General features: G+C 60.2%; 22 protein-coding genes. 7 read left to right on the top strand and 15 right to left on the bottom strand.

Annotated elements, in window-relative coordinates; all coding sequences use genetic code 11:
• The first annotated feature begins 24 nt into the window (after positions 1-24).
• From CPter91_RS09655 to CPter91_RS09645, 3 genes are all read left to right on the top strand, one after another.
• A complete protein-coding gene (locus CPter91_RS09655) occupies positions 25-507 on the top strand; it encodes a putative toxin-antitoxin system toxin component, PIN family (protein WP_061939683.1) in 483 nt (160 codons plus the stop codon).
• A 220-nt stretch (positions 508-727) separates the two neighbouring features.
• Entirely contained in the window at positions 728-1,918 is a 1,191-nt protein-coding gene (locus CPter91_RS09650; RefSeq protein ID WP_061946051.1) for a pyridoxal phosphate-dependent aminotransferase, read from the top strand.
• A 62-nt stretch (positions 1,919-1,980) separates the two neighbouring features.
• Complete coding sequence (locus CPter91_RS09645) at positions 1,981-2,673, top strand: glutathione binding-like protein (RefSeq protein WP_061939681.1); 693 nt, start codon at positions 1,981-1,983, stop codon at positions 2,671-2,673.
• 172 nt (positions 2,674-2,845) lie between these two features.
• On the opposite strand, the gene greB is transcribed toward CPter91_RS09645, so the two are convergent.
• On the bottom strand, positions 2,846-3,400 hold the full coding sequence (greB, locus tag CPter91_RS09640; RefSeq protein WP_061939679.1) for a transcription elongation factor GreB: 555 nt from the start codon (positions 3,398-3,400) through the stop codon (positions 2,846-2,848).
• A 129-nt stretch (positions 3,401-3,529) separates the two neighbouring features.
• Between greB and CPter91_RS09635 the strand changes: the two genes are divergently transcribed.
• The gene (locus tag CPter91_RS09635) at positions 3,530-4,465 is read left to right on the top strand and encodes a hypothetical protein (RefSeq protein WP_061939676.1); all 936 of its coding nucleotides are present in this window, start codon (positions 3,530-3,532) and stop codon (positions 4,463-4,465) included.
• 27 nt (positions 4,466-4,492) lie between these two features.
• On the opposite strand, the gene CPter91_RS09630 is transcribed toward CPter91_RS09635, so the two are convergent.
• The 5 genes from CPter91_RS09630 to CPter91_RS09610 all read right to left on the bottom strand — a co-directional run bounded on the left by CPter91_RS09630 (position 4,493) and on the right by CPter91_RS09610 (position 10,820).
• Entirely contained in the window at positions 4,493-5,518 is a 1,026-nt protein-coding gene (locus tag CPter91_RS09630) for a fimbrial protein (RefSeq protein ID WP_061939674.1), read from the bottom strand.
• Positions 5,519-5,581: 63 nt separating this feature from the next.
• A complete protein-coding gene (locus tag CPter91_RS09625) occupies positions 5,582-6,583 on the bottom strand; it encodes a fimbrial protein (RefSeq protein WP_061946049.1) in 1,002 nt (333 codons plus the stop codon).
• An 11-nt stretch (positions 6,584-6,594) separates the two neighbouring features.
• Positions 6,595-9,168, bottom strand: a complete 2,574-nt coding sequence (locus CPter91_RS09620; RefSeq protein ID WP_061939672.1) for a fimbria/pilus outer membrane usher protein — start codon at positions 9,166-9,168, stop codon at positions 6,595-6,597.
• A 90-nt stretch (positions 9,169-9,258) separates the two neighbouring features.
• Positions 9,259-10,041 (bottom strand): fimbrial biogenesis chaperone, encoded by a 783-nt coding sequence (locus CPter91_RS09615; RefSeq protein ID WP_061939670.1) that lies wholly within the window; start codon positions 10,039-10,041, stop codon positions 9,259-9,261.
• A gap of 239 nt (positions 10,042-10,280) precedes the next feature.
• Positions 10,281-10,820, bottom strand: coding sequence for a fimbrial protein (locus CPter91_RS09610; RefSeq protein ID WP_061939667.1), 540 nt, complete (start codon positions 10,818-10,820; stop codon positions 10,281-10,283).
• Positions 10,821-11,124: 304 nt separating this feature from the next.
• On the opposite strand from CPter91_RS09610, the gene CPter91_RS26885 reads away from it, so the two are divergent.
• Complete coding sequence (locus CPter91_RS26885; RefSeq protein ID WP_167595151.1) at positions 11,125-11,286, top strand: hypothetical protein; 162 nt, start codon at positions 11,125-11,127, stop codon at positions 11,284-11,286.
• A 210-nt stretch (positions 11,287-11,496) separates the two neighbouring features.
• Positions 11,497-11,676, top strand: coding sequence for a hypothetical protein (locus CPter91_RS27570; RefSeq protein WP_061939665.1), 180 nt, complete (start codon positions 11,497-11,499; stop codon positions 11,674-11,676).
• A 192-nt stretch (positions 11,677-11,868) separates the two neighbouring features.
• Here the strand turns inward: CPter91_RS27570 and pnuC are convergent, their stop codons facing one another.
• From pnuC to CPter91_RS09590, 3 genes are read right to left on the bottom strand one after another with little or no spacing between them, the layout of a single operon-like run.
• Positions 11,869-12,462, bottom strand: a complete 594-nt coding sequence (pnuC, locus tag CPter91_RS09600) for a nicotinamide riboside transporter PnuC (RefSeq protein WP_061939663.1) — start codon at positions 12,460-12,462, stop codon at positions 11,869-11,871.
• Entirely contained in the window at positions 12,462-13,673 is a 1,212-nt protein-coding gene (locus CPter91_RS09595) for a phosphotransferase enzyme family protein (RefSeq protein WP_061939661.1), read from the bottom strand. Before CPter91_RS09595 ends, pnuC begins: the two co-directional genes overlap by 1 nt.
• 18 nt (positions 13,674-13,691) lie before the next feature.
• Positions 13,692-15,959: a TonB-dependent siderophore receptor gene (locus tag CPter91_RS09590; RefSeq protein WP_061939659.1), complete on the bottom strand. Its 2,268-nt coding sequence runs from the start codon at positions 15,957-15,959 to the stop codon at positions 13,692-13,694.
• A gap of 420 nt (positions 15,960-16,379) precedes the next feature.
• Between CPter91_RS09590 and msrB the strand changes: the two genes are divergently transcribed.
• Positions 16,380-16,868, top strand: a complete 489-nt coding sequence (gene msrB, locus CPter91_RS09585; protein ID WP_061939657.1) for a peptide-methionine (R)-S-oxide reductase MsrB — start codon at positions 16,380-16,382, stop codon at positions 16,866-16,868.
• 113 nt (positions 16,869-16,981) lie between these two features.
• Here msrB and CPter91_RS09580 read toward each other — a convergent pair whose 3' ends face one another.
• The 6 genes from CPter91_RS09580 to CPter91_RS09555 all read right to left on the bottom strand — a co-directional run bounded on the left by CPter91_RS09580 (position 16,982) and on the right by CPter91_RS09555 (position 23,877).
• Complete coding sequence (locus tag CPter91_RS09580) at positions 16,982-19,003, bottom strand: BACON domain-containing protein (RefSeq protein ID WP_150119657.1); 2,022 nt, start codon at positions 19,001-19,003, stop codon at positions 16,982-16,984.
• A gap of 446 nt (positions 19,004-19,449) precedes the next feature.
• On the bottom strand, positions 19,450-20,358 hold the full coding sequence (locus tag CPter91_RS09575) for a 23S rRNA (adenine(2030)-N(6))-methyltransferase RlmJ (protein ID WP_061939653.1): 909 nt from the start codon (positions 20,356-20,358) through the stop codon (positions 19,450-19,452).
• 249 nt (positions 20,359-20,607) lie between these two features.
• On the bottom strand, positions 20,608-21,138 hold the full coding sequence (locus CPter91_RS09570) for a hypothetical protein (RefSeq protein WP_061939651.1): 531 nt from the start codon (positions 21,136-21,138) through the stop codon (positions 20,608-20,610).
• A complete protein-coding gene (locus tag CPter91_RS09565; RefSeq protein ID WP_061939649.1) occupies positions 21,138-21,392 on the bottom strand; it encodes a GlsB/YeaQ/YmgE family stress response membrane protein in 255 nt (84 codons plus the stop codon). The genes CPter91_RS09570 and CPter91_RS09565 overlap by 1 nt, the downstream gene beginning before the upstream one ends.
• A gap of 307 nt (positions 21,393-21,699) precedes the next feature.
• A complete protein-coding gene (locus CPter91_RS09560) occupies positions 21,700-23,463 on the bottom strand; it encodes a ClcB-like voltage-gated chloride channel protein (RefSeq protein ID WP_061939647.1) in 1,764 nt (587 codons plus the stop codon).
• A gap of 39 nt (positions 23,464-23,502) precedes the next feature.
• Positions 23,503-23,877, bottom strand: coding sequence for a winged helix-turn-helix domain-containing protein (locus tag CPter91_RS09555; protein WP_061946047.1), 375 nt, complete (start codon positions 23,875-23,877; stop codon positions 23,503-23,505).
• Positions 23,878-23,944 lie beyond the last annotated feature (67 nt).

Below are 23,944 nucleotides of genomic sequence, written 5' to 3'. Positions count from 1 at the left end.
CGCAACCGTTTGATGGAAACCCGCATGCATCCTGATTTACCGACTCCCATTACACCACCGCGGCCGCGCATTGTCATCGACACCAATGTCTGCCTCGACCTGTTCGTGTTCCGCGATCCGCGCTGGCAGGGCTTGATGGACGCTCTGCAAAGCGGCGCCGTGGAAGCCGTGACGCGCGCCGACTGCCGCCAGGAGTGGCAGATGGTCTTGCACTACAGCCACCTGCCCATCAGCGACGAGACCCGGCCCGGCTTCAACGCCGCCTATGACGCCCTGATCACCTGCCTGGCGCCAGAAGCGCTGACGCCGCGCACCGACATCCGCCTGCCCCTTTGCACCGACCGCGACGACCAGAAATTCCTGGAACTGGCACTGGGCGCCCATGCCGCCACCCTGATCACCAAGGACAAGGCGCTGCTGAAACTGGCGCGCAAGACTGCCAAGATCGGACTGTTTGCCATCATTCCGCCCCAGGCCTGGGTGATCCCGGCTTCGCACCCGGTCTAGGCGACCCGTTTCGGCGACCTCGTCTAGGCGACCCCGACTACGCGTCCCGGTCATTCCCGCGCACGCAGGAATCCATTTTAGTGTCGCAATCAGCAACATGGATCCCCGCCTGCGCGGGGATGACGCTTGCTCGGGTTAGCTGTAATCAAGCATCTCCCTGTGCAGTCGGCGACAAAACGCTAAAATGCCGGATCCAGACATAAGCACAAACAGCCAGCAGATGAAACGCGATTCGATCGATAGCAACAACAAGGCAGCAAGCCGCCAGCTCACCTCCAAACTGCCACGCGTCGGCACCACCATTTTCACGGTGATGTCGACCCTGGCCAGCGAAAAAAAGGCGGTCAACCTCGGCCAAGGCTTCCCCGACTTCAATTGCGATCCGGCTTTGGTGGATGCCGTCAGCAGCGCCATGCAAGACGGCTTTAACCAGTATCCGCCGATGGCCGGCGTGCCGGCCTTGCGCCAGGCCATCGCCAGCAAAATAGAAACCATCTACGGTTACCGCTACGATGCCGCCAGCGACATTACGGTCACCGCCGGCGCCACCCAGGGCTTGCTGACCGCCATCATGTGCGCGGTCCATCCCGGCGACGAAGTGATCGTGATCGAACCGGCCTACGACAGCTACGTGCCGGCCATCGAACTGGCCGGCGGCAAGCCGGTGCTGGTACAGATGGTGGTGGGCGCGGATGGCTACAGCATCCCGTGGCAGCAGATCGCCGCTGCCGTGACCGGGCGCACACGCATGATCATGATCAATTCGCCGCACAACCCAACCGGCAGCGTGCTGAGCCTGGCTGACATCGAAGCGCTGAAAGACATCGTGCGCGGCACCGACATCCTGATCCTGTCGGACGAAGTGTATGAACACATGGTGTTCGACGGCGCCCGCCATGAGTCGGTCTGCCGCCATCCGGAACTGGCCGAGCGCGCCTTCGTGGTCTCCAGCTTCGGCAAGACCTACCACGTCACCGGCTGGAAAATCGGCTATGTGGCGGCGCCGGCGGCGCTGTCGGCGGAATTCCGCAAGGTCCACCAATACAATATCTTCACCGTCAACACCCCGGTCCAGCATGGCATCGCCCAGTACATGCAGAATCCGGCGCCCTACCTGGAGCTGCCGGCGTTCTATCAACGCAAGCGCGACCTGTTCCGCGCCGGCCTGAAAAACACCCGCTTCAAGCTGCTGCCGGCGGATGGCACCTATTTCCTCTGCGTCGATTATTCCGCCATTTCGTCGCTCAGCGAAGCCGACTTCGCCATCTGGCTGACCGCGGAAATCGGCGTTGCCGCCATCCCTGTTTCGGCCTTCTACCAGTCGCCGCGCGAATCGGGCATCGTCCGCTTCTGCTTCGCCAAGCAGGACCAGACCCTGCAGCTGGCGCTGGAGCGGCTGGCCAAGATCTGAACAAGAACTGAGCAAAATCTGCCGCCACTACAAATCCTCACTGACAACAAAAGGAAATCATCATGATCGACGTCTATAGCTGGGCCACGCCAAACGGGCACAAGATTCACATCATGCTGGAAGAACTCGGCTTGGCGTATCGCGCCCACGCCGTCGATATCGGCGCCGGCGACCAGTTCAAGCCGGATTTCTTGTCAATCTCGCCCAACAACAAGATTCCCGCCATCGTCGATGCCGACGGTCCTGACGGCAAGCCGATTTCCTTGTTTGAATCGGGCGCGATCCTGGTCTACCTGGCCGGCAAGAGCGGCAAGTTCCTCGGCAACACCGATCGTGAGAAATTCAATACCCTGCAATGGCTGATGTTCCAGATGGGCGGGGTCGGACCGATGCTGGGCCAGACCCACCACTTCCGCATCTATGCGCCGGAGAAGATCGAGTACGCCATCAACCGCTACAGCAACGAAACCAAGCGCCTGTACGGCGTGATCGACAAGCAGTTGTCACAGCATCCATATTTGGCCGGCAATGAATACACCATCGCCGACATCGCCACCTTCCCGTGGATACGCTCATGGAAAAACCAGGGTATCGAGCTGAGCGACTATCCACACCTGCAAGCCTGGTTCAACACCATCAGCGAACGGCCGGCGGTGAAGCGCGGCGTCGAAGTCCTGGCGTCGCAGCGCAAGGCGCTGACCGACGATAAGGCGCGCGATATCCTGTTCGGTAGCCAGCAATATCAAAGACGGTAGGGACAGTTATTGCCGTCTAGCGCCCCGGCCTAGGCGACCCCACCTCGTCGGCCACGTCTAGGCGACCCCGTCATTCCCGCGAACGCGGGAATCCATATTATTTACGCATAAAAATGGATCCCTGCGTTCGCGGGACGACACCGCACATACTATTGGCAGGGCTTGAATAGATCTACGGTTCTGGGTAGCTAACTGTCAGTATTTCCAGTTCATCCAGCCCGGCCGGCGTCATGAAGGTCACGGTTTCTCCCTCATGCGCCTTGGTCAGGGCGCGCGCGACCGGTGAAATCCAGCTGATTTTTCCGTGCAGGGGATCCAGCTCGTCGATGCCGACGATGGTCACCGTGTGTTCCTCGCCGGCCAAATTCTGATAGCTCACCGTGGCGCCAAAGAACACCTGGTCGCGGCCATGATGGACGCTGGGGTCCACCACCTCAGCCAGGTCGAGCCGCTTGGTGAGAAAGCGGATGCGGCGGTCGATCTCGCGCAGGCGCCGCTTGCCATAGATGTAATCGCCGTTTTCCGAACGGTCGCCATTGGATGCCGCCCAGGAAACAATTTTCACGACTTCCGGCCGGTCAACGTCGATCAGGTGCAGCAGCTCGTCTTTCATGCGCTGATAGCCGGCCGGCGTCATGTAGTTTTTTGTGCCAGGCGGGATCGGCGGCAATCCGAATTCCAGATCGTCGTCGTCGCCTTCTGATTCTTTTACAAATGCCTTGTTCATAGCAGACATTGTAGTTCCAATTGCACGCCTGCTGACGATTTTTGCCCAACAGCCGCCCATAACCGCCATGGCGGTATGGTAAAGTCAGGCTGGTGCAATGTTGCCCGTGCTGACTCATTATCCCGCCCTATGCCTGCCAATTCCTCCCGCCCTGCCCCCTCGGATTCCGCCGCGCCGTTCCGGATCGGCCTTGCCACCAGCCGCAGCCATCAGCACGGCCAGGAATCGGCGCTGGCGCAGTTGCTGAACGGCAGCCGCCAGATCATCGAGCAGCAATTGCAGCCGCGGCTGGTGGTGGTCGGACGCACCCTGGACGCCATGCAGCAACTGGGCCTGTTGCCAGGCTACCCACACATAGAACGCTTCCCCTACGGCCGCCATGGCGGCCTGATGAAACTGGTGTCGCGGGTGGTGGACGCCGATCCGGCGCGCACCCTGGACGCCGTGATCTACCTGATGGATCCGGTCGATCCGTCTTCGACTTTTCCGGAAGCGGTGGCCTTGAAACGGCAATGCGTGATCCATGGCAAGCCTTTCCTGTCGACCCTGGCCGGTGCGCTTGAGTGGCTGGAACTGGAAGCGGTGGCGGCCGGCGCGGCGCCGAATCCGCTGCTCGACCCGACTTTCAACCTGGCGCAGGAAGGCATCGCCCTGATCGCCCACGACGCCATGAAAGAGCGCATGCTGGCTATCGCGGAACGCCATTTCGCCCTGCTCGACCAGTTCGCCTTCCGCTGCGCCACCGGCACCACAGGCAGCCTGCTCAACCAGCTGGCGCAGAAAATCAAAGGGGAAGAAGCCGGCCGCAACTGGGTCAAGCCTTTCCTCAGCGGTCCACTCGGCGGCGACGCTCAGATCGCCGAACTGATCCTCGACCGCCAGCAATGCCGGCGCGTGCTGTTCCTGGAAGATCCGCACGTGGCGCGCCAGCATGAAGCCGATATCCAGCTGCTGGAACGCGCCGCCCGCACTGTCACCGACTATGCGCTGTGCATCAGCGACGCCGAATGCGGCGAGCGCTGGCTCAGCCTGCTGCAACAGCGCGCCGCCCTGGCCAAGCCCTGACAACTGGCCAGCCGGGGGCTTTTTCCGCTATTGATATTCAATCGTGAAAGTTGCGGTACCGTTGGCTGGCCCGGTGGTGATATTGGGCGCGGTCTGGTAGTAGCGCGCCGTGTACGGCACCACATACTGGATGTCGGCCGACGGACCGACCGTAGCTGCCGTGCCGAACACCACCGGCTGGCTGTTCTTGTCCAGGATCTGGATACCAACCCCGGTCGCCACGCCCGCCCCCTGCGTCACTTGCGTCACCCCTGGGCTCTTCGACAGGTCCGCCGTCGCCTGCATGTTCAGCAAGATGGTGTTCTGGGCATTCTCGCCGCGCTGGCAGTTCAGCTTGATGTTGAACGGGCGGTCGCCGGCAGTCGAACCGACGCCTTTGAAGCTGCCCCTGGAGATCGAGCCGAAATTCACCACTATGTTCTGCGAGCCGGTATCGACCGTGCATGACGGTGTGATGATGGTGATACCGTTGCCGGACAGGATGGAAGTGATGGCAGACTTATTGTCGCCATTGCCGACGTAGGTCGTATAGGTGCCGGCAGCCAGCGGACCGTTGCCGGTCTTGGTGGCGATCTTGACCAGTTCGACCGTGAAGAAGGACGGACTGTAAAAAGCGACCGTGGTGGAAACAGACCAGGTCAGCACGTGCGGGTAAAACGTCTGGCCGATGCCGGTAATCTGGCGCGACAGGCGGATGCCGACCCCGGTTACGGCAGTGGTGTAGACATTCGGCATGCCCGCCACCGGGCTTCCTTGCAGCATGCTGCCGGTGGCCGTGCCGCCGTTGTTGCAGTTCCAGGCGGTTTCGGAAGCCCCCGCGATCGGAATCGGAAAGCTCTTGGTGGCGAATACCGCACCGATGGCGGCAGTGTTCGGAATCACCACCGTGCCCATATCCATCTGGATGATCTTTTCGGTGGCGCCAGCCGGCCGTACGCAAGCAGCCTGCGCGTCGCCGATAAAGAATAGGGACAACAAGACCAGTAAGCCCAGCGCCGCCAGCCATGCCAGCGCGCCGTTGATCTTGTCTGTCGTGACCTGCGTTCTCTTCATGCCATTCCTCATTTTCCGGGCTTCAGCCCGGTGCGCCAGCCAGCATAGCAGGCGGACCGCCGGCTATTGATATTCAATCGTGAAAGTTGCGGCGCCGTTGGCCGGCCCGGTAGTGATATTGGGCGCGGTCTGGTAGTAGCGCGCCGTGTACGGCACCACATACTGGATGTCAGCCGACGGGCCGACCGTAGCTGCCGTGCCGAACACCACCGGCTGGCTGTTGCGGTCCAGGATCTGGATCCCGACTCCGGTTGCCACACCAGTCCCCTGCGTCACTTGCGTCACCCCCGGGCTCCTCGACAGATCCGCGGTCGCCTGCATGTTCAGCAAAATGGTGTTCTGGGCATTCTCACCGCGCTGGCAGTTCAGCTTGATGTTGAACGGACGGTCGCCGGCAGTCGAACCGAGGCCTTTGAAACTGCCGCGGGAAACCGAACCCAGATTCACCACCACATTTTGCGAACCGACATCCACCGTACAGGACGGCGTAATGATCGTGATGCCGTTGCCTGACAGGATGGAAGTGATGGCCGACTTGTTGTCGCCATTGCCGACGTAGGTGGTATAGGTGCCGGCAGCCAGCGGACCGTTGCCGGTCTTGGTCGCAGTCTTGATCAGTTCGACCGTGAAAAACGACGGGCTCAGAAATACCGCGTTGCCGTTGGCGATGTTAATGACGTGAGGATAAAAGGTCTGTCCGATGCCGGTGATCTGACGCGACAGCCTGATGCCGACGCCGGTCACGGCAGTGGTGTAGACATTCGGCATGCCAGGTACCGGCGAGCCTTGCAGTATGCTGCCGGTCACAAAGCCGCCACCGCTGCAGATCCACGACGTTTCCGATGCACCGGCAATCGGGATGGTGAAACTCTTGGTGGCAAACACGGCGCCGATGGCGGCGGTGTTCGGAATCACCACCGTGCCCATATCCATCTGGATGATTTTTTCGGTAGCGCCGGCCGGCCGCACGCACGCGGCCTGCGCGCCGGTCGCGCCAAGCAAGGCCGCCGCCGACAACGCCATCCACGCCAGGCAACGCCCGGCGCGGGCGATCTTTGCGTGCATCAGTTTCGCCTTCATTCGCATTGCCCATTCAACTCGCGGATCGGCGCCGGGTTCTTCTCCGCCGGCACATGGTATTTGACGCTGCACTGCTCCGCCGCGCCCTGCCCCCACTTGATGTTCAATACGCCGCTTTCCTTGGCGCCGGTGATGTAGGTCTGGCCTTCGCTGCCGACGATCCCCAGTTCCTGCCCTTGCTCGTTGTCGACCTTGGCGCCGAACGGCAGCGGTTTGCCGTTCTTGTCGCTCAAATTCAGCATGATGCGCAAGCCGATCGAAGTTTCGAACCTGGCCAGCACCACCGCGCCACGGGTCGGCACCACGTCCAGCGCCGCATTCTTGACTTCGACGTTGTCGCCCAGGTCTTCAGTACGCACCGCCAGGCGGTTGACGCGGTATGGACTGAGGTTGGCCAGCACGGCATTGCCGCGGCTGTCGGTACGTACCCCCGGATAGACCTCAAAACCAACGTTGGCCGCATCCGGCGCTTCCACCAGCGCCATGGTTTCGCCCAGCGGCTGCGACAGGGTAACGCCGCCGCCATGCACCACCAGGCCGCCCGCCATGCCGAGCGTGGTCTGGCCGTAGCCGGACCCTTGCGCACGGCCGAAGTCGACCCGGCCGTACTGCGACAGGTAGCTGGCGGACGCGCTGCCGCTGTTGTCGCTCTGGTTCGAGTGCGCAGCAGTGACGTTGTACGTCAGGCGGCCATCCTCCAGCGCCGAACCGTAAACGCTGGCTTGCTGTGTCAGTTCGCCGTTATTGCCCTTGGCCACGGTGTAACGCGCATAGGAGCGGGTATCGCCCAGCGGAATCGACAAGGTCGCCATCAGCTGGCGGTTCGATGGCCCGTTCAGGTTGGTGCTGTAGTTGTAGAAGATGCTGTAGCTGAACTGTTTGTAGAAATTCGAATAGCCGACCTGCATCAGGCGGTCTTTCTGATCGGTGCCCCAGTAGCTTTGCTGCTGGATCGAAGCATAGGCGGTGCCGCCCTTGCTGCCCAGCTGCTGCGCCAGTTCCAGCCGCACCTGGTTGCGCCGGTTGTTGAGTGTCTGGCCGTTCTGCAGGTCCTGCATCTGCGCCGCTTCCTGGAAAGTACGGAAGCCGCCGGTGGAATAACGGTAACCGGCCATGCGCACGCTGGTGCCGTAATTCTCGAACGATTTGGCGTACAGGAAGCGCAAGGACTGACCATCGTAGCTCTGGTTGAACGGTCCCTTGGTATGCGCTTGCGACAGGTCAGCAGAGATCGCGCCGAAATCGCGCAGGTTCTTGCCGGCCCCGAACAGTACCGATTGATAGATATCGGAGGCGATCATGCCGCCGTACACCGAGTATTCATTGCCCAGGCCGCGCGCCACCGTGCCCTGCACGAAATTCGGCTTGGCGTTGCCGCTGCCGGTGGTGATGTTGCTGGAATAACCGTTGCGGTACTGGCCGCCGGTCACGCTATAGCGCCAGACGCCTTCACGCAACAAGGTCGGCACCGCGGAGAAAGCCTGCCGGAACTTGGTTTCCCGGCCATCGGCTTCGGTGATCGTCACTTCCAGGTCGCCGCTGGTGGAGGTCGGGTACAAATCGTCCAGTACAAATGGGCCTGGCGCGACATAGGTGCTGTAGACCACGAAGCCGTTCTGCCGCACCGTCACGCGCGCATTGGTCTGCGCCACGCCGCGGATGGTTGGCGCATAGCCCTGCTGGCTGTCAGGCAGCATGCCGTCGTCAGACGCCAGCTGCACGCCGCGGAACTGGAAAGCATCGAAGAAGTTGCCGGGCGTGGTGCTGTCGCCGATCGTCAGCTGGCCGCCAAGAGCAGCGATGTCGCGCTGCAGATAAGAAGTCACCGACTGCCAATGGCCTTCGCCGTCGACGCCACGGTTGTAGGTAGAGAAATTGCGGAAGCGCCAGTCGCCCAGATTGAAGCCGCCACGCAGGCCGGCATACAAGGTGTTGCGGGCTTGCGTGGTAGCACTGGGGTTGGCGTTGAATTCGGTAATGCTGCTGTTCATGGTGCTGCCGGCATTGTTGCCGCCGTCATAGCGTGCCGCCGAGAACTGGTAATCCAGCATGGCGACATTGATGCCCTTGTCCCATTTGTCGGGGCTGATGGCGCCGCGCGCCTGGCGCTTCATGGCAGCCTGCGGGATGCTCAGGGTCAGGCGCAGCTTCTCGCCGTCGTACGACACGCTGGAACCGGGAATCGCTTGCGCCAGGTCGACGCACTGGTCGCCGGCCGCCATCAGGACGGGAAACACTTCGACCTTGACGCCCCAGCCTTCCAGCATGGCGCGGGTGATGCAAGCTTGCGCATTCTTGCCCTCACCCTGGTCGGCGAACACTACCTGACTCTGGCCGACGCCGCTTTCGTTGAGGCTAACGTCCACCAGGTAGCTGCCGGGCATGACCCGATTGCCGAACGCGAACAGCGACAAGTCGGCGCGGCTTTGCTCGCCGCCGATGTCGAGGAACTGTTCATTGAAGACCGAGCCGCCCTGGCCTTGCGCCTGGGCCAGCTGCGACAGCACGGCCAGCGTAATCGCTGACAGCGCCAGGCGTACCGGTTTGCGTTGATGCGACAATCTGATCACAGCTTTCCCTTCCTTTGTTTCTGCCTTGCGCGGCAGACTGAATTGCCCTGACAGGATCTGTTGCTTGCTACCTGGGAGATGACGATGGCGTTACTTGCCTGCAGGCTCAACCGAAGCCGCTGCGGCAACCGGCGCGGCCGGCTGCGCTGCGGAGGCGGCGCCGACCGCCACCTTGGCCACGACTTCCGGCGTTTCACCGCCGTAGTCATTGATGGTGGTGTAGCTGACATCGAGCACTTGCGGCGTGCTGATCGAGGTCAGCGGAAAATCACTGGAGCTGAACGGCAGCACCATGCCGGCCTTGGTCTGTTCCTTGTTGCCGTTGATTTTGAAACCGGTGAACGTCAGGTTATAGGCGCTCGGATTGCTGACCCGCAGCGCGGCGCCCTTGCCGTCCTGGCCCGGCACCACCGCCAGCGTCACCAGGCTGCGCGCCTCGTCCGGCTTGCCGGTCAGGCCCGCTGGCCGGTAAAAGATCTTGATGCGGGTACGCACCGCGACTTGCAGCACATTGACCTGGTCCGACTTCTCTGGAATCTCTTTGACGTTGAGCCAGAACACCGTTTCACGGTCGCTCGGCAGATCGCCGGAAATGCGGACGATGCGCAAGATGTTTTCGGCGCCGGGATCGAGGCGCGACAAAGGCGGCGTCACCAGCAGCGGCACCTTATTCTTGCCCTCGCCGGCATCGATCCAGGTTTGCACCACATACGGCGAGGCGCCGGTGTTCTTCAGCGGAATCGATGCCTGCCGGTCCTTCTCGTTGAGGACCACGCGGGTGCCGCCCAGCATGACGCTCGCGTTTGCCGCCAGCGCGCTAATCAGCAGCACGCTACCGAGAATGGCGGAAGTGATGGTTCGCTTGTTCAACATGGAAAACCTCGTCCTTCAAAATGTCCTATGCACAAATTTCTAAGCAAGCAGCGGACGCTGACGCGTGCTCACAAATTGATGCATGGGTGGTGCCGGAAAATGATGGCCGGCTTGCCGCTACCGTTGCGGCATGCCGACCCATCCTTAAAACCTGGCCGTCACCAGCGCCAGGCTGCCCGTTGCGCCGCAGGCGGCGTAACGAGGTAATGCCTTTTCAGGATTTTTGCGAAGCGCGCTGATTACAGGTAAGTAACAACGAACTGTGCTGTGGAGTTAGCTGGACCAACGGTGACTGCAGGACCAGTCGAAACGTAGGCAGCCTGGAAGTTCAGAGGGTTGTTGCCCAGGCCCAGAACGTAAGTGCCCGATGCCGAACCGACAGGGATCTTGGTGCCGGCGGAGTCGCCCAGCTCGATCGCCACGCCAGTAGCTGTAGTCACGCCAACTTGGCCAGCGTTAGCCAATGCCAGGTCGTCGGTGACGTTAGCATCGGTGGTGCCGGTAAAGGTCACGGTTGCGCCCTTGGCAGTTGCGCCGCAGTTGGTCAACAGGATCTGGAACTTCGATGGATTTGCCTTCTTGCCGGCGGCGCCGTTCAACACTGCGCGCGACACTGTGCCCATAGGAACAGTGATGTTTTGGCTGGATGGGTCGATCGAGCAAGGCGAGTCAACGATCTGGCCGTTGAAATTCACGGTGCCGCCGTCAGCGAAGGCCGCTTGGGACAACAGACCTGCAGCAGCAACTGCAACCAACTTAGCGATAGTCATTTGTTTCATTTTTACCCTCAGATATAAAAGTAGATGTTCGATTCAAATTAATGAATTGCCAACACGGCGAAACAAATTGTAAGGGTAAGAATTCACAAAATGTCATTACTGACAATGTTTAACAATTACTAACAAACACTAATTATTGGACGGAAATAAATCTCGCCATGAATATTGATTATTAGCAAAAATATAATAATTAATAATAATCGAGGAAATGCATGAGACCCGCTCCAGGCTTGACTTTGCGCTCGATGCAGCAAAACGCCGGGATTCCTCTGCGAAATTAAATTGAGGACAGGAAATTCTTAAAATGCCTACTGGAAACAGCAAACTTGTCGCGGGATTGCAACAAATCTTTACCAATCTTTACATTCCCACGACAACACCGGCGCTTGTCCTCAAGGTTTGCATCAAAGCTGCCGTTAAACATGGAAAACCCCGCATGGAAAACCCAGCGTTCAAGGAATATTGATCTTGCAGCCCTCCTCCCATCAACCATAAGAAATCCAAGATGCGCATTGAAAATTTCATCGTTCGAGAACCCTTGCTGGACCCAAAACAAGCCGTCATCGGCTACGACCTGACGTGGCAGGACGCCAAAGGCCACCGCTAGCAGCAGCGGTTATTCGCCGGTCCCGATGGAAACCGCGATCATCCGCAGCCGCTTTGCCGAATTGCCGAATTGCTCGCGCAAAAATATTTGCCGCGCGGCGAATCGGAAAGCCTGTTCGTGACCGGCATCTTTTCGTTGCTGGATCGGCTGCTGGGAGTCGAGATGAAGGATGTGCAGGCCAGCATTAAGCCGTCTGACCAGGTGGGCGCGGCGTTGCTGACGCGCGCCGGCCCTATGGCCCGCACGTAGCGCTGGCCGAGGCTTGCGAATTGAATTCACTGCTGGTGGGACCACTATCGGCCTCGCTGAAATCAGCCTGCGGAAAGCCAACCTGGCGCATCTGTCAGCGCTGGCGTGGGCGCAGAACCTGAGTATGCCGGCCACCGCATAAGCGCCCACCACTGCTATTTGCCCTTGTAGGGTGGGCACACCGTGCCCACCCTACAGCGTTGCTGCTGCCGCCGGCGGGAGATTCTCGGGTAGCTGTCTCTGCCAGTTGCGCAAGCCGATAATCGCCAGCACAATGAACCCCGCATACAAGCCTGCGGTCAGGTTCAGGTCCTTATAGATGTACACGCCGACGTAGATAATGTCGACCGCGATCCACAGCCACCAGTTGGCGACATATTTACGCGCCATCCAGAACTGCGCCACCAGACTGAAGCTGGTCAGCGCCGAATCCAGCCATGGAATGTGGGCGTCGGTAAAACTGGCCATGATATAACCCAGCACCACGCTGCCCGCGGCGCCGGCCAGCATACCGATCAGCAAACCCCGCTTCGGCAAGCGCTGCGGCTGGATGTGCTGGCGGTCCTGATTCGACGCCCCGCTCTTCCATTGCCACCAGCCGTATAGCTGCATGACGGCGAAGATCAGTTGCAGCAGCAAGTCCGAATACAGTTTCGCCACCAGGAATATGCGCGCATACAGCAGCACCGATACCAAGCCGATCGGCCAGCACCACAAATGACGGCGCGCAGTCAGCCAGACGGCCAGAGCGCTCACTATGACGGCAATGATTTCCAGGCCTGACATCAAGACTCCCCTTGCAAGGTTTTAAGGGCGGCACGGCGCTGCAGATGATCCAGCAGATAACGGCCGGCATCGCTGTTGAACCACGCCGCATGGCCAAGAAGATAGGTATCGTAGGCCAGCGCCGCATTTTCAGGGGAACGCAGCACGCCGTGGAAATACGCCAGCTCGGACAGCGCAAACTCGATATGCACCAAGGGCAGCAGGGCCGGCAATGCGCTTGCTTCCAAGGCCGACAACGGCGCCACCGCTTCATAAGCATCCAGCATGGCATCCAGCTGGTCGATATGCACCAGATGGCGCTGTTCGCCACTGGTGGAAGGCAAGGCTAGCCACTCGATCAGGTTGCGTTCAATTGCGTTGGCCAGATCGTAGACTGCGCAAGTGCGGTCGGCCAGGCCGAAATCCAGCACCGTCCTGACAGCTGCCGGCGCCGGCTCGGCCTGCCACAGCAAGTTGGAGGCATGCCAGTCGTTATGCGTCCACAACGGCGCCAGGCCGTGCAGCAAGGGACTGAGGCGGGCATGGAACGGCAGCAGCACGCGACTGACGTCGGCACGCCAGTCGCGCGGCGCCAGGTAGTCGATTAACGCCGGCCGCTGCTGAATATAGAATTGGATACGCTCCAGCACGGCTTGCGGCTGCTCTGCATTCAGCAAGGTAAAGCCGGAAGCCAGCAGCCTGGTGCTGCGCGCCGGCGCATCGTAGCCTCGTGCGGCCAGATGCAGCAAGGCCAGTTCGCGGCCGGCAGCGGCAGCGTCGGCGCAGTTGAGAAACGGCGTCCATGAGGTGGCGTCGCGATAGCGGTCGACACCCTGCCCGAGGCGCTGAACTTCGTAGGTCCAGTCACCGTCGGCAAAGGCAGTATTGTCGTCGCTGGCGCTCAGCACTTCGCTGACGACCAGGCCATTCGCCCGCAGATGCGCCATGAAGCGGTGCTCGTCCATCAGCTCGCCGACAGTCCGTATCTCACGCAGCAAGCGCTTGATGAACAAGGGGCCTGAACTGGTGTCCGCCACGCAAGCGCTGGAAAAGGGCCGCGGGCTATGCCAGTCGAGGCGCGTCACGGTGCCCGCCAGCGGGAAGTGACGCAACAGGCGCGCAACTTCATCCAGCGTCAATGACGGCCAGCTCGGCTGCACCGCATCCATGCCCATGCCGTGGCTTAGCACCGCTGGCAGGCCGCTGGCGTCGTCCGGTTTCGCATCCTTCATGCCGCTTCCATCCTGCCTTTAAAAGTCGTACTGGAGCGACAGCCGCGCGCTGCGCGGCGCTCCCAGGTGCAGGTAGCTGTCGCCAAAATATTCGCCGACATCTTTCCAATAGCGCTTGTCGAACAGATTATCCACGCTCAGGCGCAGCACCGCAGCATGCCCGGCCAAGCTGGTCTTGTAGCGCAGGCCGGCATCGAACACGCTATAAGCGGGGACCTTGACGTCGCCTTCCCGCGTGGCCGCCTTGCTGGCGCTGTACTGCCAACCGCCGAGCAAGCTCAGGCCAGTGACCTGCGGCAATGCATACGACGCATACAGTGCTGTGCGCAAGCGCGGCACATTGATGGCCTGGTGGCCATCGTAAGCGGGCGTGCCGGTATCGTCGGCGCGCGCCTGGATCAGGGCCAGGCTGGCGGTCAGCCGCAGCTGCCTGGTAATCTGGCCGGCGGCGCTCAGCTCCAGGCCGCGGTGGGTTTCGTTGCCTTGCTGAGTGTAGGTATAACCACCCTCGTCCGGCTTCGGATATTCGTACGGCTTGGTCATCTGGAACAGCGCTGCGCTCAGGCTGAGCTGGTCGCGCCAGTCGTACTTGACGCCGGCTTCAAGCTGGCGCGACACGGTCGGCGCCAGGAAGGCATAGGCATTCTCGGCCCAGAACGGCGCCTGGCCGCCCATGGTCAGGCCTTTGCTATAGCTGGTGTACAGCGAAAGATCGGCCTGCGGTTTGTAGACCAGCGCGACCTGCGGCAGAAACAGGGATTTCTCGGTGACGCGGGTCGCCGCACCGGTGACGTCCAGCGCCCGTTCGTTGAGCCACACCTGGCGGCCGCCGGCAATCACTTGCCATTGCGGTGTCAGGCTGATGCGATCGACCGCAAACAGCGCCTTTTGCCGGCTGTCCAGCCGCAAAGTGGAAGCGTCCGGGGTCAGCGGTGAAGGCGCATAGACGATCGGATTCGGGTTATAAATATTATCGCTGCCGACGTACTCGTTGACGCCATCGCTTTGCGACACGGTACGGCGGAACATGCTCGCCCCCAGCGTCAGATCGTGGCGGATCTTGCCGCTATCCAGCTTCCCTTGCAGCACCGCCTGCAACTGGTCGTTGCGGCGGGTATCGTCCGGGAAGCGGTAATCGTAGATATCGAAATCGCCGCCGGCGCTGAAATAACGCGCTGGCGTGCCACCGTCGCCGCATGTCGCGCCATAGCCGCAGCCATAGGGAAAGGCAGAATTATCGTCGATCACCACGCGGCTGCGGCTGGCCGCTACATAAGCGTGCCAGTCCGGCGCCAGGTCGAGATCCAGGCGCAGATTCAGATTGACGGAATTGATCGTCACCGGCTTGGCCCATGGCTGCGCGCCCAGCAAGGTCGAGGGCGATACATTGCCCGGAACTACAGTACCGCCTAACAATTGATAACCCGGCGCGGAGCGCTGCTCGCGGTGCTGGTACTCGGCATCGAACTGCAGGCGCGCCTGCGGGCTGATGATCCAGTCAGCCGCCAGTGAGGCAAAATTGCGTTCGCCGTCGGCGTCGTTGACGTAGGAATGCAGGCTCTCGTGCGCGGCATTGATGCGCAGGCCGAACTGCTTCTGCTCGCCGAACAGGGTGCCGATATCGGTGGCCAGATAGCGCGAACCGCGCGCATCGGTTGCTAGCGTGATCGAACGCACATCGGCCGGCCGCTTGGTGACATAGTTGATCAGGCCGCCGGGCGGCGTCATGCCGCTTTGCAGACCTGCCATGCCATTCAGGATTTCGACGCTTTCCTTGTTTTCCAAGGCCACGTTCTGTTCGCCGGCGATGCTCATGCCATTGATCTGCATGCTGGTCGCCAGGTCCAGCGGAAACCCCCGGATGCTGAAATTCTCGTAGTAGCCGACCGGCGTGTAATTGTTGCCGACAGCAGCGTCGTTGCGTACGACTTCGCTCAGTAAACGGGCTTGCTGGTCGTCCAGCTGGGTGCGGGTGACTACCGAGACCGCGGCTGGCGTATCGAGCAGCGAGGCGGCGCCGAAGCTGGCGACACCGGCTGAAGTCTTGCGATAGCTGTCGGCGGCGGGGCCGGCGCCGGTCACCGTCACGGTCGGCAGCGTGGTGTCATTTTGCGGCTGGGCGCTCTGCCCTGCACCCAGGCTCTTTTGTTCCGGATCGCTTTGCGCATGCGCCATGCCAGAGGCGGAGGCAAGGGCGGCGGCAATCAGGGTGGTCAGCAATCTTGTCTTGGTTTGCAGCGCTACCCGGCCCTCGGTCGCTGGATAGTTTTTTTTCGTAGTTGTCATTATTATGTCGACGCCATATCAAATGGATAACACCCCGCGCAGATTGCGTCTGGAAATCCGGGCGTGATTAAAACAGGATCCGCATTATCCGTCCATTTTCATCCTGAAACTTAAAAACTGCGGAATACATCTACACGACTGGCGGGCATTGACAACAGTGGATTACGTCAAACCCAAGAAAATTTCTACAGAGAAATCTCCTTGGATCATGCATCCCCACCTGTTTTCAGCGAGACGGCTGCGGCCAGCAGGCCGGCGAAAATCGGCGCAAACTGGAGCCAAGACAGGCAGCCTGTATCCGCCCGCCCGATTTCTTCGTATATGGATTACATGGACTCACGAGTACCCTAACCCAGGCGGCACAAGCGCAGAGCCAGGACAACCTGGATCGGCCATTGACGCGATAAAGGAGAGATTGTCATGCCTACCCGACGCAACATGATGTTCAGGACCGGCGGCGGCCTGCTGCTGGGAAGTGTGCTGGCGACCCTGGGCTGGCGCGCCGGCGCTGTGGAAAAGTATGAAGTCATGCATACCGACGCCGAATGGAAGCAGCGCCTGAGTCCGACCCAGTATGCGATCCTGCGGCAGGAGGCGACCGAGCGACCGTTTTCCAGTCCGCTCGACCATGAAAAGCGGGCCGGCACCTTCTTTTGCGCCGGCTGCGACCTGGCGGCCTTTTCTTCCAAGACCAAATTCGACAGCGGCACCGGCTGGCCCAGCTTCTGGCAACCGCTGCCGAACGCCGTCTCCACCCGCACCGACAGCACGCTCGGCATGAGCCGCACCGAAGTGCACTGCCGCCGCTGCGGCGGCCACCTCGGGCACGTGTTTGACGACGGGCCGAAGCCTACCGGCCTGCGTTATTGCATGAACGGCGCGGTGCTGAAATTCGCTCCCGAGGTTTGAGTCATTGGCTGAGCCCGCACGCGACAGCGTTTGACACACAGGCTCCTCAATAAAAAACGGCATACATATTGCATGTACGCCGTTTTTTTGCACGACAAGCTATTCAGTGTGGCCTATGGGCCGACCGGCACAATGGCCAACAGTGGATCGTTGGTAATCCCCACCAGCATCAAGCCATCTCCTGAAACAGCCATTTGGCGGTCAATCAGATTTCTTGCACTTCCGGCAAATTTAAAACTGCGTATCAAAGTACCGTCGGCACCATGCATCCATACGTCGGATGAACTGTAGCCGCCAGAGATTCCGCAGAAAACCCTGCCGTCGCTAGCAACTTTGACATTGTTGGGAAATGTGTCTCCACCAGGCAAAGCGCTGATGAAACCCAAGTTGACTGGAGAAAGCGAACCGCATCGATACGGTGCGCCGTTGGCTGTGTACACTCGGCTGCCGTCGGCGCTGACAGCAATGTCTGCGCCATTGGACATTGCCACTCCGTTGGCTATGCCGATGACTCCCGTAGGCTGCGTCAATAACGAGACCGCCACGTAGCCGCCATTCAATTCAGAGTAGTCGACGCTATAAGCCCAGGTTCTAGACGGACTGAAACCCTCATCCTGAGCATAGACTTTCTTGCCGTCGGCGGTTACAGCCAAATCTATACGGCCAACAATACCGGTGTTCGAGATGAACTTACCATTTGACGCCAAATACGCGGTGCCGAAGTTGGTGATGATGATTTCTACGCCATTCGACCGGATTGCTTTCATACGCACGTCGGTTGTTAGTGCGGCGCTTAAATCCCACTTACTGATTTTGCTTGGAGTAGCCAGATCAATGGCAACCAGACGGCTCGTGGCCAAGTCCAGAGCATATAACTTGTCGCCATTTGGACTGATAGTCATATTGCCCAGGGTAGTGCCAAGTGTGGTGAAAGTAGCAGTCTTTTGTGAGGTATAAACATTGTAGACGTCAATGGAAGAACCGCTGTTATGCGTATAGATCAAAGGACGAATCGGGTCGGCAATGACATTTGTGTAGGCTTGTTTTATCTGTGTGGCCAACGTTGGCGTCGTGCTGCCTTTCCACAAAGCGACCTTGATGGGTTCGGGCGCGGTAACGGAAGGATCAGCAGAACTGAGGGTAACCGTGGCATAGCTGATTACATCTGGAGCCAAGCTGGCCGGATTTGCCGTAAGCGTGAGATTATTGCCGCTCTTCGTGGCGCTCAACCAGGTTTGATCCGAACTTGCTCCCCAGCTTGCACCATGGCCAGAACTGTCATTGATCTGCAGGGTGCGGGTCAGGCGCGACCATGCCGGGGTTGCTGTCAAGGCGACGCCCGTTTCCGCAGCCAATAATTTATATGCGGGAGGCTTGATCGTGAGCGTGACTGGCAAACCCACACTCTGCCCATCGCTTGACGTGACCTGGATCGTGCTCGTGTACACCCCTACTTGCAGCGACGCCGGCGCGTAACTAAGTGTCAGAATGGCGTTCCCTGCCCCTGCCGTACTACTTAGTTTCAACCACGTGGCGTCGGTTTTCGCGGTCCAGGTCCTGCCTTGTCCGGCAATTGTAATAGTGACGGGATCCGGGGCGGCAGCGCCAACATACATGTCTGTAGTGAGCGCTACGCTCGGGTTTGCGCCAAAGGTCGGCAAGTTCGCAGGCGGGTTAACCTGGAAACTATAGGGCAACAGCATGGGCGACCCTGGAAATTGACTGGTGCAGTTACTGTCGCGGCAAAGCTTGACCGTGAGATTTCCTTGATGGCTCCCTGCGGATAAGGTCGGGGACGTATAGAGCGCAACACTGTATTGGGTCGTCGAGTTTTGCGATATTTGCGTATTCGGCAACAACACGCCCACATCGTCAATAAAATAGGCATAAACGGTTGTTGCCCCATTAAAATCGGATGGCTTGTTGACCGTGGCAGCAAGACTGATTTTGCTGGACACCCCTCCAGTGAGAGTCTGGGTAATTGTGGTTGGCGTGAAGGTCAGCGCCGCAGCTGCAGGTGTAGCGCCGCCGTTATTCGGGCCAGTTCCTGGCGAAGAATTCCCGCCATCTCCGCCGCCTCCGCCACATGCATTGAGAAATAACGTCATTAATAAGGAGAAGAACACTTTTTTCATTATCATTGTCTTTCTTACACAAATTATTATGCTTGCCCCGTATCAAATACATCGACCTGACTGGCTTTGTTGGCGATGTTTTGACCCCAGGCAATTGTAGCAGCGTGTAATTATTTGCAACAATGAAATATATGTCTTTAGGCAAGATATTTCGATTGGAATATCAGAATGCATCCTTCCCACTGATTTTCAATAAGTCAAACGCTAGCGCGTGACAGAGGAGCATATGAGGGAACGCATGAGGCCGAGAAGACCGAAAAGCCCAAATGCAATGCCTGAGACCGCACTCAAATGACTGGTCGAGGACCATAGTACTCAGGGATAAGGGCTGCAGCAGCCCATGCGCGTTCCGCCAACTGCAGCTCCACATGCAAGTAATTAGCCAAAAAAAATCCTGAGAATTTCCAGTGAAATTCTCAGGATTTTCTAATCTGAACTGCCGAGTACTACACGCGCCGGGTACCAGTATCGACCGCCTTGGTCTGCCCCGATTCCAGGGTAAAGCCGGCGCCTGAATCGGTGCCCATCACCTTGACCAGATAGGGCATCAGTTCCTTCAGCATCGGCTCCAGCGTCCATGGCGGGTTGATCACGAACATGCCGCTGCTGTGCAGGCCGAAACCGTCCGGCGACGGTGTCTTCACTGTCAGCGTGACGTTCAGCCAGCCATTGGCTTTCATGCGCTTGAGCTTGTCCGGCATCTGGCGCGACTCCATACGGTTCAGCAATGGGTACCAGACGGCATACGTGCCGGTAGAGAAACGCGTCAGCGCATCTTCGATGGTGTTCTTGACGTGGCGATAGTCTTCCTTCACCTCGTACGGTGGATCGATCAGCACCAGGCCGCGGCGCGACGGCGGCGGCAGCAAGGCCTTGAGGCCGTGGAAGCCGTCGCCCAGCTGGATCATGACGCGCTTGCCACGGCCGTTGCCGCGCGGGTTGCGCTCGGCGTCCAGGCGGCGGAAGTTGTCGGTGAGGATCTTGCCGTCGCTTGGGTGCAGTTCAAACAGGCGCAGGCGGTCCTGCTCGCGCATGACGGCATCGGCGCAATACGGCGAACCCGGGTAATAGCGCAATTTGCCGTCCGGATTCAGCTGCCTGACGATGTCCACATACTCGGCTGCCGCCGGCGGCAGGTCCTTGCGGTCCCACAGCCGGCTGATGCCGGACTCGTACTCGGCATTTTTCGAGGCATAGCCGCCGTCCAGCGCGTACACGCCAGCGCCGGCGTGGGTATCGATGACCATGTAGGACGTATCTTTTTGGCCCAGGTAGCGCAACAGCTGGATGGTGACCAAGTGCTTCAGCACATCGGCATGATTGCCCGCATGGAAGGCATGGCGGTAACTCAACATAGGGAACTCTATCGTGGTGAAGTGTGTTGCCACACTCTACAGCAAAGAGCCGGCCGCGCAAGATGGTAACGCTATGGCGGGCCGGGCTGGCGTGCAGAAGTGCGGTAAAGTCGCGCGGGAGTAGCTGTTTTTCAGTGTCCCGGAGCGCAAACGACCCGCATTCTAACATCATGGCGCGAGATGGCGGAGAAGGATGCGGGGCGGCCCCGCCGCCACGGTGTGCAAGCCGCGCGATGCCACAGCGGCGACTCATTCGCCGGCGGCTTGCACTTTCAACATCTGTTCCGCCACCGCGACGCAGGCTTCGATATGCTTGTTGCCGATCGCCCGGAAGGCGGAAAAGCCGATCGCCGCCGACACCATCTGGCCGGCGATGGGCACCAGCCGGGTAGCGTTCTTGGAAACGATCTTGACGCCGCTGCGGGTCAGGATTTTCAGCAGCAGCTCACGCGTCACCACCCGTCCTACCAGCGTACTGCCGAGGCCGACGATGGTGCTGTAAGTAGCCACCCGCAGTTTAGGCTGGAGTTTTTCGATCTGCTGCGGAGTCAGGCCGAAGGCCGCATTGATGTCTTCGATCAGGCGCGACAGCAGATGGATATCGACCGCGATATCGACTCCCATGATCGGCAAGGCGGAAGCGCCGGCCGACAGCAGTGCGCGCTTGGCCACCATCTGGCGGCAGCGCAGGCGCACCGCGTGCAGCGCCGTGTCGGACACCGGCAGCAGCGCGCCCGCGCTGTGCCGGGCCGGCTTGCGCCATGGCAGGCGATCCAGCATCAGCTGGCTGCCTTGCCTTTGACAAAGCCGTAGATCAGCAGCAGCACGAAGGCGCCGATGATGGAGCCGATGAAGCCGGCACCCTGGCCGGCGTGATACCAGCCCAGCGCCTGGCCAATATAGCCGGCCAGGAAGGAACCGGCGATGCCCAGCAAGGTGGTGACGATGAAGCCCATGTTCTCGCGTCCGGGATGGATCAGCTTAGCGATCACGCCGACGATAAAACCGACGATGATGGTCCCGATAATTTCCATTGCTGCTCCTCATGGTTGTTGTTGGGGGAATTGGCCGCACCGGAAGAAGGCGCCGGTGCGGGGTCCAATATAGAGCAAAGTGCGGCCATCTGCAGCGCTTGCAAGGTAAACTTGTGTGAAATGTTGTTTAATAAATAGGGCGGGCACATCGTGCCCATGCGTGAATTTACTTTACGCACATGCCTGTTTCCGCGCCGCGCAGGTCGGCACTCCGGTTATCGCGGTCACGCGTGGGCACAAAAGCGTGCCCACCCTACAATGCAAAATATTGATAGAACAACATCTCAACAAGGAACCGACGTCAGTGCTATGCGCGCAGCTCGTGCGAACGGTCCAGCCTGAAATAGGCATCCAGCAAGGAGGTCTTGTAGACCGCTCCCAGCAGTTCCGGATCTTCATGGCTGCGCACCACCGGCAGACGTTCGCCCTGGTGATCGAGGAAGGATTGCAGGGCGTCGCCGAGCGACATGTCGGGCGTCACCACGTGCAGGAATTCGCGCCGCACGAAATCCTCGGCCACCTTGGCCTGGGTGTCGGCTTTCTCCAGCAGGCAGGAGGTAATGTCTTGCAGCGCCACCACGCCGCAATAGCGGTTGCGGCCGTCGACCACGTAAATGTATTTCACCGGATACTTGAGGAACAAGCCACTGATTTCGGCGAACGCGGCCGTCAGCGGCAGCACCGTATCAGCCGGCCGGATCAGCTCGCTCATGTGAATGCCGCGCAGCCGCACCCGTTCCTGCGCGTCGCGGTTGCGCTTGATGGTGATGTCGTACATGGAGGCGCCGTTGATGCTGCGCGCCACGAAGTAAGCCACCACGCAGGACAGCATCAGCGGCAGCACCACCTGGTAGCTCAGGGTCATCTCGAAAATCATCAGGATCGCCATCAGCGGCGCGCTGGTGGCGGCCGCCAGGAAGGCGCCCATGCCCACCATGGCATAGGCAAACGGCGCCGAGGTCATGCCAGGCAACACCATGTGCAGCGCCTGCCCGAACAGATAGCCGATGGCGGCGCCGACGAACAGCGTCGGCGTGAAAATACCGCCGACCGCGCCGGAGCCGGTGGTGATGCAGGTCGCCAGCACTTTCAGCACCAGCACCAGCAGCACGCTCCACCACAGCCAAGGCGTATGCAGCAGGGAATTGACCACGCTATAGCCGTTGCCCCACACCTCCGGCATCCAGATCGAAATCAGGCCGACCAGCAGGCCGCCCACGCCCAGCCGCAGCGGCAAGGGCAAGCGGGTCTTGGTGAACGCCTGCTTGGACAGCGCCAGCAGACGCAGGAATTGCGGCGCGGCGACGCCGGCCATGATCCCCAGCAGCACGAACCAGATGATCTCTATCCCTGCCAGCGGCGGGAATGGCGGCATCTCGTAAGCCGGATGGTAGCCGGGCAGCTCGCGCATGGTGATGTTGGCGACCACCGAGGCCACGACCACCGGCCCGAAACTTTCCATGACGATCGCGCCCAGCACGATCTCTGTGACAAAAAAAGCGCCGGCGATTGGCGCGTTGTAGGCCGAGGTAATCCCCGCCGCAGCACCGCAGGCCACCAGCAGGCGCAGGCGCGCCGGACTGAAATGGGTAAAGCGGCCGACCAGCGAAGCGGCCAGCGCCGACAACTGGACCATCGGCCCCTCGCGTCCGATCGAGCCGCCGGTCACCACCGTCGCCAGCGACGACAGACTGCGCAGCAGGCTCTGCCGCACCGGGATATTGCCGTCGCCAATGGCCACCGCTTCCATGTAATCCGAGGTGGCGCTGGTCGGCACCCGTTTGGCCAGCACCAGGATAGCGCCGGCAACCAGGCCGCCGCTGACAGGCAACACCAATCGCATCCACCACGGCAAGCTTTTGGCCATGGCGACAAAGCTGCCGCTCTGGCCGGTCAGCAGCCATTGCAGGCCGTAGATGCACTCGCGGAACAGGACCGTCGCCAGCGCTCCCAGGAAGCCGACCACGGCCGCCCACAGCAGCATCGAATGGCTTTCGGAGAAATGAAACAGGCGCTGCAGGCGGACGCGGTAACCAAGGAGTGTGCTACGGAGTGTGCTGCTTGAGAGCATGGTCGGTGTCGGCAAGGTGATAGTGTGGAAGTGCTGGGGTTAGCTGCGCGGTTCGGCGGCGCTGCCGGGCACACTCATCAGTCCGGCAAAATACGCCATGTCGGCCGCCACCGCGGCTTCCGCCCGCTGCTGCATGGCTTGATATCGGACCAGGACTTCCTGCCCCAGCGCCGTCACTTGCGCGCCGCCACCCTTGGCGCCGCCAGTGGCGGTCGCTACCAGGGGCTGGCGGAAGCATTGGTTCATGGCTTCCACCAGCAGCCAGGCGCGCCGGTAAGACATGCCGATGGCCCGCGCCGCCGCGGAAATCGAACCGCTTTGCTGTATCGCCAGCAGCAGTGCTGCCTTGCCGGGACCGAAGGCGATTGTCTCGCCTTGCAACACTCTGAGCCGTATCGATTTGGAATTTGCCATAGGCGCGATTGTAGCAAGCTGATCGGCGGAATACGGATATTTTGTTGACAACCATTGCTTGCCGGCA

It is taken from the genome of Collimonas pratensis (assembly GCF_001584185.1).
Classification (GTDB): Bacteria; Pseudomonadota; Gammaproteobacteria; order Burkholderiales; family Burkholderiaceae_D; genus Collimonas; species Collimonas pratensis.
The sequence above is the reverse complement of the archived record's forward strand: the minus strand, read 5'-3'. Positions and strand labels throughout refer to the sequence as shown.